Here is a 12,723-nt window from a genome sequence, read left to right on the forward strand (position 1 = left end):
TTTTACCATTATGTAGTTGCACTATGCAGTAATACCAAGTAGCACAGGATAGTAGTTTTCTGCCGGAGTTTGATAGCCAAGTGCAGAGTGGAGCTTTTCAAAATTGTAGCTGTGGATAAAATCACCAATCTGCTTACGGGCATCTCTTATGTTAACATAGTCCTTCAGGTAGACTTCGTCATATTTGAGCGTGCGGAACCAGCGTTCAATCATGATATTGTCTGCCCATCTGCTCTTACCATCCATGCTAATTTTGACTCTATGGTTTTCCACAAAGCTAATATACTCATGACCTGTGAATTGGTCGCCTTGATCAGAGTTCAATGTTTCAGGTTTAGCAACAGAAAAGGCTTTTTCAAGAGCGCTTTTAACCATATTTGTGGATAACGTATCGTCCAGCTCCCAGCCTACGATGAGACGACTGTGCCAGTCGATAATGGCTGTCAGATAGACAAAACCATGTTTGAGGCGGATGTAGGTTATATCGATAGACCATGCTTGATTCGGCCTTACAATATCCACATTCCTAAGAAGATAAGGGTATATCTTGTGTCCTTTAGCAGGCTTGGACAGGTTGGGTTTAGGGTAGATCGCATGTATGTCCATATCCTGCATGTACCTGCGAGTCTTCAATCTACCTATATCGAATCCTTGTTGCAATGCTTTGAAATCTGCCTGGAGCCCCAGGATGGGTTGTCAGTGTGCATTCTATCTATGGAGTCTTTTATAGCTAATTCTGTTTCAGACGGACTTTTACTCTTGTAGTATGCACTGGTACGGTTTACGTCCAGTAATTCAGCTACTGTGGATAAAGGGAGTTCCTTGCTATCTTTTTGGGCGCGGAGTAAATTTACTCTCCCAATCAGGTCCAAAGAGTTCTTCAGATTTTTTTTTGAGCCAATCAACCTGCGTAGTTAACTGACCAACTTTCTTATATAGATCATCCTTCTCCGCTTCGCTTGATTTAAGGCTTTCTTTAAGCTTTTCATCCTTTTTATTATCAAAGGCATTGGCGGCGTTTTCGAGGAATTCGCTCTTCCAGTTACGCAACTGGTTTGGAGCAATCTCGTGTTCACTTGCCAGCTGGCTCAACTCCTTTTCGCCTTTTAGTAGCTCTATTATTACTTTAGCTTTGAATTCTGGTGTGAATGTTCTTTTTCTCATAATGAAAACCTGCTTTCTTTTGATACTTTTATTATATCAGGTTCATTATATTTAACTCATATTTTTGTTGAGTTTTCTTAGACCATTATACTTATAATAAATAAAAACTATGTTTGGAGATGTGAATTTGAAGAATATTAAGATACTGCATTAATTTGATGAGAATAATACTATTCATATTATAGCAGCAAGTACTTCCGAAGGAAGCTACTATCCACGTTGCTGAAAAATATCAAAGAACAAACTTCAAAGTATACTAGAAAACTTTCTGATGGATCTTTAGATGGCTTTTCTACAACTGCTTGAATAAACTCTGATGTGTCCAGTTTTTGATTAGTTTGTAGTAGTTCCGATTTTTGAAGTTAATACTCCTTGATATACTTGTTGACAGCGTCTTTACTCATTGTAGTTCTTTTTCAATAGCTTGTTTTGTCATTCCGTCAATGTGCTTTAAGATAATTTTTTGTTTCTGTAGCAATCAGATCATTCCCCCTTGCCCTCCTATTAGCATGATGCTAATAAGATAGCATATTTTATTAAAGAAATGACCTAGTTTTCAATGAGCACTTGACCTAATTTTAGATTAGCATAAACATTTATGTCTATCACGTACTAAAATCAAAATACTATTAAATTTTAAGCAAATGTAAATAATACTATTATTATACTAACTCCAATACATACCACTTTCGGAGGTACTTATGCTGACAAATGAGGAAAAAGCTTATATTGCTGGAATAATTGATGGCGAAGGTAGCATTATGCTAACCAAGTTTCATAGCAATGAATTTCATGCTCCATGTGTTTCCATAGCTTCTACAACCTTAGAACTTCTGCAATGGATTAAAAACAAAATAAATACCGGAGTAATTAAAAGAAAGAAAAATTATGATACTGAAAAACATAGAGATTGTTTTTCATATATATTGAAGTATAATGACGCTATAAGCTTTCTAGAAATGATAGAACCCTATCTTGTCATTGAAAGTAAAAAGCGCCGAGCTTCAATGATTATAAATGAATACAAAAGCTTAACACCTAGAAATGGCAGGTATTCTGAGGAACTTCTAGAAAAGAAACAAGAATTTTATGATAGATTTATTTCAATTAAATAGGTAAAAATCCTAGACATTTCTGTCTAGGGTTTTATATGCTGGAGGCGATACATCTCCCTTAAAATCTCCCCTTGAATTTGTATATTAAAAATATTATGCTTACATTTAACCCCGAGTAATCGGAATGGGATTGAACTATTTAAAACTTGTTCTAACGTAAAACCTAAAAAAGCAATTACTGTTAAAATTTTATTTACCATAGGCATCCCTCCTCGAATACTAACCAACATAACGTGTCCCCAATTGTCTATATGGTTTTCACAAGTTTCCCTGTTCCGGAGCAGGACAACTATAATATATCATATATGTAAATATGAGTCAATCATTCTCCTATATGCATACACCGTATAAAATGCATACTTACTTTTTCTTCTATATAATGCCTCAAGAGCCCTTTGTAATCTATTGTCATAGTAATTTTGAAGTATACTCAAATTCCATCTATTAATTTTATTCTTCTTAACATGTAATACATGATATTTATATATTTTTTCACATTCTGATAACTTTGAAACAGTTTCACATAATTCTTTATTTAATATGACTTTAGGATAAGTTCTTAAAACATAAGATTTATTATTCAAATTAAGGTTCTTAGCATTTTCTAAATTAGTTGAAATAAAAATTACATTATCATATTTTACATCTTCAAAGTCAGTATTTTTCAAATTACAATTAAAGAAGATAACATCTCTTAATATAGCATTCTTGAAGGATGTACTTTTTAAATTGCAACTTGTAAACTCTACTCCAAGTAACTTTGTATTTTTAAAATTACATTTAGTTATATTTGATGCATGGTATTTAACATTTTCAAAACTAGCATCTTTGTAAATCAAATTATGTATATTAGTTTGATAATTATATTTATCTTTAAATCCCCTATACTTCACTGGAGAATTGGATAAATTAAACCTTACTAATTTTCCACTTTTAATCTTCTCCATTCTCTTTATCTTTTCTTTCATTTTTCTTCTTTTTTTACTTTTCACCATTATATGCCTCCAAAACAAAAATGCACTATAACTCAACACGGTAATTATACCATATTTATACATTTAATTTTGTTTTTCCAATAAAAAATCCACGACAAATATGTCGTGGATTTTAATGGTGGAGATGACGGGTGTCGAACCCGTGTCCGAAAGCAGACCAGCTTGACTTTCTACGAGCGTAGTCTATAATTTAACATTCCCTCCACAAGACGCCTATAGACAGGCTTCTTGCTTTAGTAGCTTCATAAATTCCGTTCCTAGGTCAAAGCTTTCCTGGGCTCGGGTCCCCGCTGTCGGCGCCAGATCCTAAGTCGCGGGACTCTTAGGCTGACGAGCTGCTACTAGGCAGCTAATGCAAAATTATCTTCTGCGTTTACATTTAGTGCATAGTTGATCACGTGGGACCATGCTTCCCCCGGCTCGCTTATCAAACCCATCTTACCCCCGTCGAAGCCAAGGCATCCCCATATTATAGGTAATGAATTTGCAAACGCTATAATTTATTATATTTAATTTTCTGAATCTTAATTATAAACCTTATTGACTGTTATGTCAAGTTCACTGTGATGTTTTTTAGTTATTAACTCCTCATCACAAATATTATATTACAGCATTAATCAATTTATTTCAACACAGTTATTGATACCAATGTTGCTTATAATTGATGTATGTGGAATTAATAATAGCTTAAGTATATAAATCTCATTTTTATATTAATTAAAAAGCTAATAATACAGTATTCGGTATCCCCTACAATGCATAACCCAATAAATTTTTTCTTATTTATATATTTTTATCTTCATATATTTATAAATTCTTAAATTTATAAGAATTTATAGTAATAATGCGCCTTTCAGCAGTTTTTATCATATTTTAATTGTCCCCAATTTGTAACCTTCCTTCATATAATAGAGTATGAACTAACAACGGAGGTATCGATATGAAGTGGGTATTTGTAATAGTAGCTGTGATTATGTTCGCGCTTATATTCTACTACTCTGTAAACAATGAAAAAACAAGGACGAAGAAAAAAGCTTTAAGACTATATAGAAGGAAACGTTATGATAGAACCATTTCTTTGCTTGAAGCTAAGCGAAAGATTTTAGACGAAGATTTTTACTATTCCCTCTTGATAGAGATATTAACAGAAACTAAGGATATAAAAAATTTACTTAGGGTTTGCAATGAAGCAATAGACGCCAAAATTGAAAGCAGTATGCTATACAACAACATAAGTTATGCTTACTTTGAAGCTGAGCTTATGGATAAAGCCTTAGAATATGCTGATAAGTGCATAGAACTAAATGATAAGTTTGCAGCACCTTACGCTAATAAAGGTAACTGTTATTATATTCTTGGTAATGTGAGTAAAGCCTTAGAAAGTTTTGATAAGGCCCTTAGTATAAATGAAGATTTACCTGCTGCTCTTTACGGTAAAGGTATATGTTTATATATTCAGAAAAAATATGATGAGTGTGAAGAATATCTCTTACGATATAGTAAAATAAATAGAAAAAGTGTAAATACTTTTAAGCTACTTGGTGATTTATATTTTGAGAATAAAGACTTTAGCTCAGCTGCTAGAATGTACGAATCCATAATATCTGTAGACTCCACTCTCCCCTGGGCCTACTACGAACTTGGTAATATACTCTTCTTTGAAGGTGATTTATTTAGAGCCTTAACTTCCTTAGATAAAGCTATTGAACTAGATAATAACTGCTACATTGCTTACTATTATAAGTGTAGGATTTTTTCTATCTTTAGGCGCATAGACCTAGCTTTTGACTGCTTAGAAAAAGCTATTGAAGGAGAAAAGTATCTAAAGCTAATTGCTTTCGAAGATAATTTTCTGAATAATCTAAAAATTTATTCCAGATTTAAAGATCTCGTTGGATATAGAAAAAATGATATAGTTGCTGAACTTCAGGTAACTAAGGATGACTAAAATCCTAAAAAATATCTCATTAGAAACATTTACCCATAAGGCCTAAAAAGTATCTTGATGCTAACTTTTCTTAGCCTTTGAAATAAATACAGAGCCACTCAAAGAAGTAGCTCTGTATTTTCCTTATTCGTAAGCTATCTATAAAATTTATTAAGTCCAATCCTCTAAATAATAAGCTTAACATTACTTAATCCACCGCTTATGTCGTTAATATTAAATATAGCATCTTTATCTAACCCTATGACCGGTACATCTATATGAATAAGTAAACCTTCATCTACATCAAGCTTTCCTATAAATTCTTCTGGAAACATAGTCTCAATAGTTAAAATCTGTGCATTAAGGTTTTTGAATTTCAAGTTTAATTCACTGCTTATTCCATGAATACACTTATCTGTTTTATTAACATATACCCCCACTATAAGCATGGACCTTTTTACATGAGTATATATACCTCTTAACATAACAAAATTGATAGTGCCTTCAGAGTATTGAAAATCAGTAGTATTAAAGAATTCTTGAACTTCTGAAACTTCTCTTTTTATTTCCTCATCACCTAGCTGGCTTTCATGCACTTTTGCTACCTTTATTTTTATTGCCACTTTAATCACTTCCTAATTAACCCAATTTTCAATACGCGTAATAATAGAATTTATGGCTTCCTCTATCCGTCCTATTATTCCATTAGATTCATAAACTAAGTTTTCATAACGAGTTCTTTCATTATTTATTTCATCTAAATTAGCATCTATTATATCTATCATCTTATCATAGCCATCATCAATTAAATCCGTTTTCACCTTGACTTCATATCTATTTCTAAATACATTGCCTTGCCAATATGGATATGACTCATCAGAAAAACTTTTTAAATCTTTATCTAAACCCTTCATGTCAGACTTCTTTTCTTTCATCTTCTTATATAAATCATCTAGTGCCTCTGCTTTTTTTCTATACTCATCTAATTTAGCCTTTTCTTCAGCAAGTTTCTTTCTATATTCGCTTCTTCTTCTCTTTAAACTTTCTAACGACATAAAGTAGCTTCATCTCCCTGATCTCTTTCTTTCCAGATTCTTATGCAGTATATAACCACCACTACTGTTTCAGCTATTGTTGATAATATAAACATTAACAATGCGTTGTCCAACAAAAACTTATTATCCCAATAGTTCACAACCATATTAGTTTGTCCTGAATAAAATACAAATTCAGTAACTAGAAACATTATTTTTAAGAAGCACAGTCCTCCTACCATAAATATTTTTAAGATCTTTCCCCCCATAACTTGATTATAATCATTGACATAAGTTTTCATGCCTCCTCTAAAAACACTACTTTTTGCAGCTTTTCTTGCAACCTTTACATTTATGAAATAAATAAACATAGCAAAAGGATACCAAAGATTAAAAGCTAAAGCCAAATAATGTTCATAAGGATTGAAGAATCCTATTACCATGGAAATTATTACACTAATAACACATAGTCTATTTAAAGTCTTAAAGTTTTCTTTATTCATATTCATTAACCATCCTTTTTATAGTATTACCTTTAGAAATAAGCGATATTACCAATAATACGTTAAAAATCATTTCAAGTACTAAAAATATTAAACTCATTTGTTTTGGATTACTCCAAATCTCATAAGGTGCAGCTATAATGTTATTTTTATATCCTACAATAAAAATACTTGCACCTATAAATAATTTTATTAAGAAAAATATAACTGATAAACCGTATATATTATTTACGCATGATTTAATAGATACTCTTAGCACATTATTCATTCCATGTTTTTCAACAACTTTTTCATTAGTAAATAGAACCAGAGATATAATACTTAGAAAAAATAACTCTATTGCATTAATAAATCCCCAAAACCCTACATAAGGATTAAGGAAGGTTGATGCAACCCCTACTATTGCAAATAACCACCATAACTTTCCTAACTTATCTATTTTATTCACTTCCTAATATGTCACCTTAATTAATATACATCCAACACTAGCAATAAACTTTTAGGCTAATTATCTAAGCTTGCCTGTCCATAAAGCACAATTAAATTTCAAATTACTTTAGATATTAAACAAAATTTAGTTATTCTCAACATATGCTTTACTCATATTCTTTAACTATTCTTTTTATACTTCTGCCTTTAGATATAAGCGATATCAATAGCAATACGTTAAAAATCATTTCAAGTACTAAAAATATTAAACTCATTTGTTTTGGATTGCTCCAAATCTCATAAGGTGCCATTATATCGTTATTAGCATATCCTATAATAAAAATACCTAGACTTATTAGCGTTTTTATTAAGAAAAATATAACTGATAATATATATATTATATTTCCATATGATTTAATAGATGTTTTTAAAACATTATTCATTCCATGCTTTTCAATAACTCTTTCATTAGTGAATACAATCAAAAATATAATACTTAGAAAAAATAACTCTGTTCCATTAATAAATCCCCAAAACCCTATATAAGGATTAAGAAATGTTGATACAACCTCTACTATTGAAAATAGCCACCATAGTTTTCCTATACTTTTCATTCAAATCACTCTCCATTATTTTAGCTTTCCCAAGGTAAATCAATTGTTGGTACTGGTATTGTAACATCAACATCTAATCCAATACCTAGAGCTCCTCCTAATTTTACATGAAGCGCATTTACATTTATTTCTCCAAAATCTAATACCTTAGTGCTTGATAAATCAAAGTCTGCAGACCCACCAGCCCCAACCTTAGCTTTTATACTACCTGCCAACAAGGATGTAGATTTTGAAACCTTAACAAGTCCCCCTATATATTCTTGCGAAGAACTATTTTGTGCTGGAACTGTTAAAATAGATGTTCCTAGACTAAATGATGCTTCTGCAGCAGTAGCTTTCCCTCCAATTCCTATATCAAAATCCCCATTACTTGGGTTAACATAGCAGTTAGTATAACCACTAGCAGAAAGAAATGTAGCATTACCTTTAGCATATCCATTGAACTTATCTGTTCCTAATACAACTGATGCATTTGCATCTACTGCAGCCACTGATCCTTTACCTTGAAAACCAATATAGTTCTTTGAAAATCCCATCTTTCCAGAAACTGCTGCAGCTCCTAAGGATAAATTAGCATTTTGCCTGAAGTATTTTGTAGCTTGTGCCGCTTCATATGCATTAAACAATGACCCATTTGCATCTAACGATGAAACTCCATCATTTGTATTCGCAGTGTATGCTCCTCCGTAAGCCGAATATCCCCCATATATATAAACATCACTTGTTGCTCCTTTAGCCCACTGTCCTTCAGAACGATATTTTGCATTTGCACTATAAAAAAACGGATCTTCCTTCATAAGCAAACTTAAATTCTTATTACTTTCTGTTTTGTACCATTGCTGAGACGGTATATCCTTTACCATATCTGCTGATATTTTTTTATCCTTATGATAATCATTGGCTATAGTTTTTAGTTGATTAGCTAATTCGTTTATTTCTTCAAATAGATTATTAGCTTCTTTTAATGCAGCCTCATCGGCCTTTGTTAAGTCATCACAAATGTTATATAACTCAGTATCTATATTACTATAAGTTGCTGATATATCGGAGCTGTTTAAGCCTCTAACAGAGATATACTGAGCAGCTTCTCTATTTAACTCATCAATTTCTTCTACTAAATATTGAAATTTTTCATTTTTACTATTTAAATTTCTTCTAACCTCTTCAACAGTAGAAGTATCTATACTTCCCTGCTCTGAATTTTCTAAAGCAATGTAGCTGCTATGCATTTTTTCAATGGTAGCTGAAACCTGTTCTGAAATATTGATAAAGGTATTAATATAGTTTATAGTAACGCTTAATAAATACTCTTTATATGCATCAGCACCTTCACCTCTAAAGTTATTGGTTTGTGTAAGTATAAATATATTTTTATACTGTTCATAAAAGGCATCTTGTACTGTCTTTTTATATTGATTAATTTGACTTAAAATTTCAGCAACATTGCTATTTACTAATCTAGTCACTTTAATTCCACCTTTAAAATACTATAAAATTTTATTTTTTCAATGAATCCATTACCCTCTCACCAAAAGTCTTTGTGGCTAAATCTTCATCTAGCTTCATCCAATTACCTCTAACTATTTCTAAGGTATGTAAATCCATTTCTGTGAGATTGCCAAAACTTGTTATAGCTGAGTTTAGAGCTTCTAAACATTCTAGAAACTTATCCATGCTTGTAAGCTGTATAGACTTTTTATCAGCCTTATACTTTAAAGCTTTAACCTTATCATTTGAGCCTCTAGCAGTAGTTATCTCAGTTTGTAATTCTTCAGGCTTAATAATTATCTGAGCCATTATTCTACACCTCCTTTACATATAGCAGATGGGCATCTGTTATCTTCAAGTTGCCATTTGCATAAATATCTTTTATCATTTCAAAGTCACATTTGTTCAAAAGACCAAAGTATTCATCTATGTCTATTCCTTTTGAATATAGATCAATACAGTACTTATTGAATAAATAAGGCCTTTTTTCTAATATGAATGCTAATTGATAAAACATTCTGTCCTTAGCATTTGATATACTTTCTTCATTTAAATAATCAATTATCTTTGTACTATATATATCTAGCTTTGAATTAAAATAAACTAAGCTATTATCAAATTCATCGATTAGTACTTGTCCTTTTTCTTTAAATATAACTTGATTTATTATTGATATTAAAAGCTGCTTTTCTGTTATTGATACTTCTTCATTAAAGAAGCTGAAATTTATTCCACCCAAAGACACATTTTCTCTAGCAATATCAACTAAGTGTACATCACTTTGCAAATAATCATTTATAACTTCTGTTATAGGGGCAACATAAAGCTCCTGGGTCTTAATACCTTCTATAAAATTAAATGCGTTGCTTTCATTTAGATTTCTTAAGTCTCCATTTATGAAGAGAATACTGTTTTGTAAAATAACTATATTTTCATAAAACTCTTTAAAACTTTGAACATCTATATCCAAAAAGTCCTTTGTAAGGTTCCTTAAGTTAAATCTCTTATTTATATTAGAAAACTCCATCATATGATAGTAGGCTCTGAAATTAACATTTTTATAGTTATAAGAAAACTTATCCTTTGCTAATTCTTTAGCTTTATTAAATATTTCTTCATCAATTTCATCCTCATACAAAACTTTTAAAAGCAATGTCAATTGTTCATCAAAACTATCTTTATTAGTTTTCATAGAAATATAAGTAATGCCGGTCTTCACATTTCCTTTAATATTAATCTTATGCTTTTCTTTCATAATTAAAGCTATGTAGTTAACAAAAACTTCTCCACTTGCTTGATTAAGTTCCTTAATTTCTTCCCTTGGTAATATAAATACTTGCCTTATAGAAAACCCAAACTTAATTCCTATAGTTATATATATATCACCTTCATCATAAAATTGTTGATTAAGCTGGATCGTTAGTTTATTTACTATATTAGATTTCAAAACTTTCACCTCCTTTATAATAAAATAATCTCTCGGAATCTTTAAGCCTTGATTTATCTGGCTTAAAGATTCCTTTTTTATTGAAATCCCCCACTTTTTTGTTAAAAGCACTTGACAAAAATATCGAAAAATGCGGCGCTACGCGCCCCTTAAATATAAGGTATATTTTTCGATTGGAGGAGATTTTTAATGTTACCTGTTTACTCTGGCGGCCATTCCGCCTATCAAAAATTTGTTGTTGAAATGCTTCGTAAATATTATCCTAATCCGGATGCTATCGCGCGTTCTACCTGGGATATCATTGATCGTTTCTGGAACCTAGACCTCTCATATACTGAAATACATCTGAAAAATAAATATTCCATTTTCGGTCCGAAGCCGAGAAATCCTTCTTGTATGCATAGATCATATCTTTTATCTATTGATTTTAAAGTTACTTCAGTAACTGATTGGGTTGCACAACTTAAGATCAACCCTCTTTATGCTATATTGAGCGGATTTGAAGTAGGCGACACTCCTGGTGTTGGTACTTTTTATGACTTCTTTAGCCGCTTATGGGATTCTGATAATAACAATCTTTCATCTCAGTTACAACCTTTAAAAACTTCTGTAAAAAAACCTAAAAGAAAGGTTTAAAAGCTGATCCAGTTGAAAGACAACAGTAGAACAACTATTAAAAGAATTACAAGGAGTATCTTTTTAAGTGATGAACAACCTTATAGTTCCCTTTTTAATTTATATAAAAATGAGTTTCTTAATCTTTCTATACAAAAGGGACTGATCAATACAGAGAACTTAGCTCTTGCAGGTGATGGCACACCAGTCGCTACCTCTGCAAGAGAACGAAAACACCGTGTATGTGATTGTATTTCCAAAGGTATTACTGACTGTACTTGCGATAGATTCTTTTCTCAGCCTGACTGTGACATCGGCTGGGATTCATCAAGAGACTGTTTTTATCATGGATATGATCTCTACATGTTTGTTGCATCTGATTCTGATAGTGATCTTCCAGTATTCCCTTTGTTTGGGCCAGCCTCAAGGCATGACTCCCATGGATTTCTCCATGCGTTTTTTCGCATGAAAAGTTTACTTCATGACTTTAAAATAGACAAAATTATTCTCGACTCTGCTCATGATGCCATGCCATTTTATGAATACTTCAAGCAAGAAGGAATAACTCCGTTTATTGACTTGAATGAGAAACGTGGCATCAAAGTTAAATATAAAGATGATTTTATCATTGGTAAAGATGGTATTCCCGTCTGCAAAGCAGGCCGTAAGATGAATCGTGATGGTGTTGAAAAAAGAAACACCGTATCAAATTCCATTGTCCTCTAACAAGTAGAAAGTATGGATGTTCCTGCGAACACCCTTGTTCTGATTCCAAATACGGGAGAACGGTGCATCTGGCAATGAAAGATAATCCAAGATTGATAAACATCCCACCAAGGGATAGTAAAGAATGGAAAGTAGAATATAATTCAAGAACTTCCGTAGAACGTTCTAATAAACGACAAAAAATAGACTTTCTATTAGAAAGCGGCAGACACCGCTCTACTAAGATGTGGTACTGCCGCCTCTATAACATCTTGATGCTACAACATCTCGATGCCTGGGATCTGCCTTTTGAGTCAGATCTCAAAAAATTGATTTTGCAAGCCGCTTAATCAATACATAATTATTTTAAAACATAGCGGCAGCTATGTCTATTAGTTATGCTCATTTTTATTAATATTCCACATTCTCTGTAAATCTTTGGATAATATTCACTTTTTAATGTACGCTACCCCGATAGGACTATAATAATCACTCATAATTCCGAGAGACTATTAAATTGTCTATGGTTAACCACCCTAGGTTATTATAACTCTTATGTCATATAAATACAAATATCCTTCTAATATCCATTTTTACGAACTTTTCTATCATTTAAAGTAAATTTTTTCTCTAATAAATACATTTTTTTCACAAAAAAATCTTTTCTATATTTCTCACTGGCCTGCT

General features: G+C 31.8%; 17 protein-coding genes and 1 other RNA gene. 4 read left to right on the forward strand and 14 right to left on the reverse strand.

Annotated elements, in window-relative coordinates; translation table 11 throughout:
* Nucleotides 1–21: 21 nt before the first annotated feature.
* The 3 genes from C1I91_RS29245 to C1I91_RS29255 are packed head-to-tail and all read right to left on the reverse strand — an operon-like array spanning nt 22 to nt 1,164.
* Complete coding sequence (locus C1I91_RS29245) at nt 22–615, reverse strand: IS3 family transposase (RefSeq protein ID WP_238475833.1); 594 nt, start codon at nt 613–615, stop codon at nt 22–24.
* Between the two features lie 23 nt (nt 616–638).
* The gene (locus tag C1I91_RS29250; RefSeq protein ID WP_238475887.1) at nt 639–872 is read right to left on the reverse strand and encodes a hypothetical protein; all 234 of its coding nucleotides are present in this window, start codon (nt 870–872) and stop codon (nt 639–641) included.
* Nucleotides 826–1,164, reverse strand: coding sequence for a transposase (locus tag C1I91_RS29255; protein ID WP_238475822.1), 339 nt, complete (start codon nt 1,162–1,164; stop codon nt 826–828). The genes C1I91_RS29250 and C1I91_RS29255 overlap by 47 nt, the downstream gene beginning before the upstream one ends.
* A 704-nt stretch (nt 1,165–1,868) precedes the next feature.
* Between C1I91_RS29255 and C1I91_RS24550 the strand changes: the two genes are divergently transcribed.
* Nucleotides 1,869–2,279, forward strand: a complete 411-nt coding sequence (locus C1I91_RS24550) for an LAGLIDADG family homing endonuclease (protein ID WP_128216098.1) — start codon at nt 1,869–1,871, stop codon at nt 2,277–2,279.
* 23 nt (nt 2,280–2,302) lie between these two features.
* Here C1I91_RS24550 and C1I91_RS28425 read toward each other — a convergent pair whose 3' ends face one another.
* The 3 genes from C1I91_RS28425 to ssrA form a co-directional block, all read right to left on the reverse strand.
* Nucleotides 2,303–2,479 (reverse strand): hypothetical protein, encoded by a 177-nt coding sequence (locus C1I91_RS28425; RefSeq protein ID WP_164880648.1) that lies wholly within the window; start codon nt 2,477–2,479, stop codon nt 2,303–2,305.
* 99 nt (nt 2,480–2,578) lie between these two features.
* Nucleotides 2,579–3,274 (reverse strand): pentapeptide repeat-containing protein, encoded by a 696-nt coding sequence (locus tag C1I91_RS24555; protein ID WP_164880649.1) that lies wholly within the window; start codon nt 3,272–3,274, stop codon nt 2,579–2,581.
* 116 nt (nt 3,275–3,390) lie between these two features.
* Nucleotides 3,391–3,740: a transfer-messenger RNA gene (gene ssrA / locus C1I91_RS24560) on the reverse strand.
* 474 nt (nt 3,741–4,214) lie between these two features.
* Here ssrA and C1I91_RS24565 point away from each other — a divergent pair.
* A complete protein-coding gene (locus tag C1I91_RS24565) occupies nt 4,215–5,222 on the forward strand; it encodes a tetratricopeptide repeat protein (RefSeq protein WP_128215269.1) in 1,008 nt (335 codons plus the stop codon).
* A gap of 164 nt (nt 5,223–5,386) precedes the next feature.
* Here C1I91_RS24565 and C1I91_RS24570 read toward each other — a convergent pair whose 3' ends face one another.
* The 8 genes from C1I91_RS24570 to C1I91_RS24605 form a co-directional block, all read right to left on the reverse strand.
* Nucleotides 5,387–5,824, reverse strand: coding sequence for a hypothetical protein (locus C1I91_RS24570; RefSeq protein WP_128215270.1), 438 nt, complete (start codon nt 5,822–5,824; stop codon nt 5,387–5,389).
* A 12-nt stretch (nt 5,825–5,836) separates the two neighbouring features.
* A complete protein-coding gene (locus C1I91_RS24575; RefSeq protein ID WP_128215271.1) occupies nt 5,837–6,256 on the reverse strand; it encodes a DUF5082 family protein in 420 nt (139 codons plus the stop codon).
* Nucleotides 6,247–6,738: a hypothetical protein gene (locus C1I91_RS24580; protein WP_128215272.1), complete on the reverse strand. Its 492-nt coding sequence runs from the start codon at nt 6,736–6,738 to the stop codon at nt 6,247–6,249. The genes C1I91_RS24575 and C1I91_RS24580 overlap by 10 nt, the downstream gene beginning before the upstream one ends.
* Nucleotides 6,731–7,186, reverse strand: coding sequence for a hypothetical protein (locus C1I91_RS24585; protein WP_128215273.1), 456 nt, complete (start codon nt 7,184–7,186; stop codon nt 6,731–6,733). The genes C1I91_RS24580 and C1I91_RS24585 overlap by 8 nt, the downstream gene beginning before the upstream one ends.
* A 148-nt stretch (nt 7,187–7,334) precedes the next feature.
* Nucleotides 7,335–7,781, reverse strand: a complete 447-nt coding sequence (locus tag C1I91_RS24590) for a hypothetical protein (protein ID WP_128215274.1) — start codon at nt 7,779–7,781, stop codon at nt 7,335–7,337.
* A 20-nt stretch (nt 7,782–7,801) separates the two neighbouring features.
* On the reverse strand, nt 7,802–9,247 hold the full coding sequence (locus C1I91_RS24595; RefSeq protein WP_164880650.1) for a T7SS effector LXG polymorphic toxin: 1,446 nt from the start codon (nt 9,245–9,247) through the stop codon (nt 7,802–7,804).
* A gap of 31 nt (nt 9,248–9,278) precedes the next feature.
* Nucleotides 9,279–9,578, reverse strand: coding sequence for a hypothetical protein (locus C1I91_RS24600; protein WP_128215276.1), 300 nt, complete (start codon nt 9,576–9,578; stop codon nt 9,279–9,281).
* A gap of 4 nt (nt 9,579–9,582) precedes the next feature.
* Entirely contained in the window at nt 9,583–10,716 is a 1,134-nt protein-coding gene (locus C1I91_RS24605) for a hypothetical protein (protein ID WP_128215277.1), read from the reverse strand.
* A 189-nt stretch (nt 10,717–10,905) separates the two neighbouring features.
* Between C1I91_RS24605 and C1I91_RS29260 the strand changes: the two genes are divergently transcribed.
* Both C1I91_RS29260 and C1I91_RS29265 read left to right on the forward strand, forming a co-directional pair.
* Nucleotides 10,906–11,352 carry a hypothetical protein gene (locus tag C1I91_RS29260; protein ID WP_238475888.1) on the forward strand — a complete coding sequence of 149 codons (447 nt, stop codon included), beginning with the start codon at nt 10,906–10,908 and terminating at the stop codon, nt 11,350–11,352.
* A gap of 12 nt (nt 11,353–11,364) precedes the next feature.
* Nucleotides 11,365–12,057: a hypothetical protein gene (locus C1I91_RS29265; protein ID WP_238475889.1), complete on the forward strand. Its 693-nt coding sequence runs from the start codon at nt 11,365–11,367 to the stop codon at nt 12,055–12,057.
* Nucleotides 12,058–12,723: the final 666 nt, after the last annotated feature.

The organism is Clostridium manihotivorum, from assembly GCF_004015185.1.
Classification (GTDB): Bacteria; Bacillota; Clostridia; order Clostridiales; family Clostridiaceae; genus Clostridium_AR; species Clostridium_AR manihotivorum.

Excerpts from the sequence above, each read along its gene's own strand:
- C1I91_RS29245 (WP_238475833.1), bottom strand. The coding sequence starts at position 615 with ATGCAGGATATGGACATACATGCGATCTACCCTAAACCCAACCTGTCC.
- C1I91_RS29255 (WP_238475822.1), bottom strand. The coding sequence starts at position 1,164 with ATGAGAAAAAGAACATTCACACCAGAATTCAAAGCTAAAGTAATAATA.
- C1I91_RS28425 (WP_164880648.1), bottom strand. The coding sequence starts at position 2,479 with ATGGTAAATAAAATTTTAACAGTAATTGCTTTTTTAGGTTTTACGTTA.
- C1I91_RS24555 (WP_164880649.1), bottom strand. The coding sequence starts at position 3,274 with ATGGTGAAAAGTAAAAAAAGAAGAAAAATGAAAGAAAAGATAAAGAGA.
- C1I91_RS24565 (WP_128215269.1), top strand. The coding sequence starts at position 4,215 with ATGAAGTGGGTATTTGTAATAGTAGCTGTGATTATGTTCGCGCTTATA.
- C1I91_RS24575 (WP_128215271.1), bottom strand. The coding sequence starts at position 6,256 with ATGTCGTTAGAAAGTTTAAAGAGAAGAAGAAGCGAATATAGAAAGAAA.
- C1I91_RS24580 (WP_128215272.1), bottom strand. The coding sequence starts at position 6,738 with ATGAATAAAGAAAACTTTAAGACTTTAAATAGACTATGTGTTATTAGT.
- C1I91_RS24590 (WP_128215274.1), bottom strand. The coding sequence starts at position 7,781 with ATGAAAAGTATAGGAAAACTATGGTGGCTATTTTCAATAGTAGAGGTT.
- C1I91_RS24600 (WP_128215276.1), bottom strand. The coding sequence starts at position 9,578 with ATGGCTCAGATAATTATTAAGCCTGAAGAATTACAAACTGAGATAACT.
- C1I91_RS29260 (WP_238475888.1), top strand. The coding sequence starts at position 10,906 with ATGTTACCTGTTTACTCTGGCGGCCATTCCGCCTATCAAAAATTTGTT.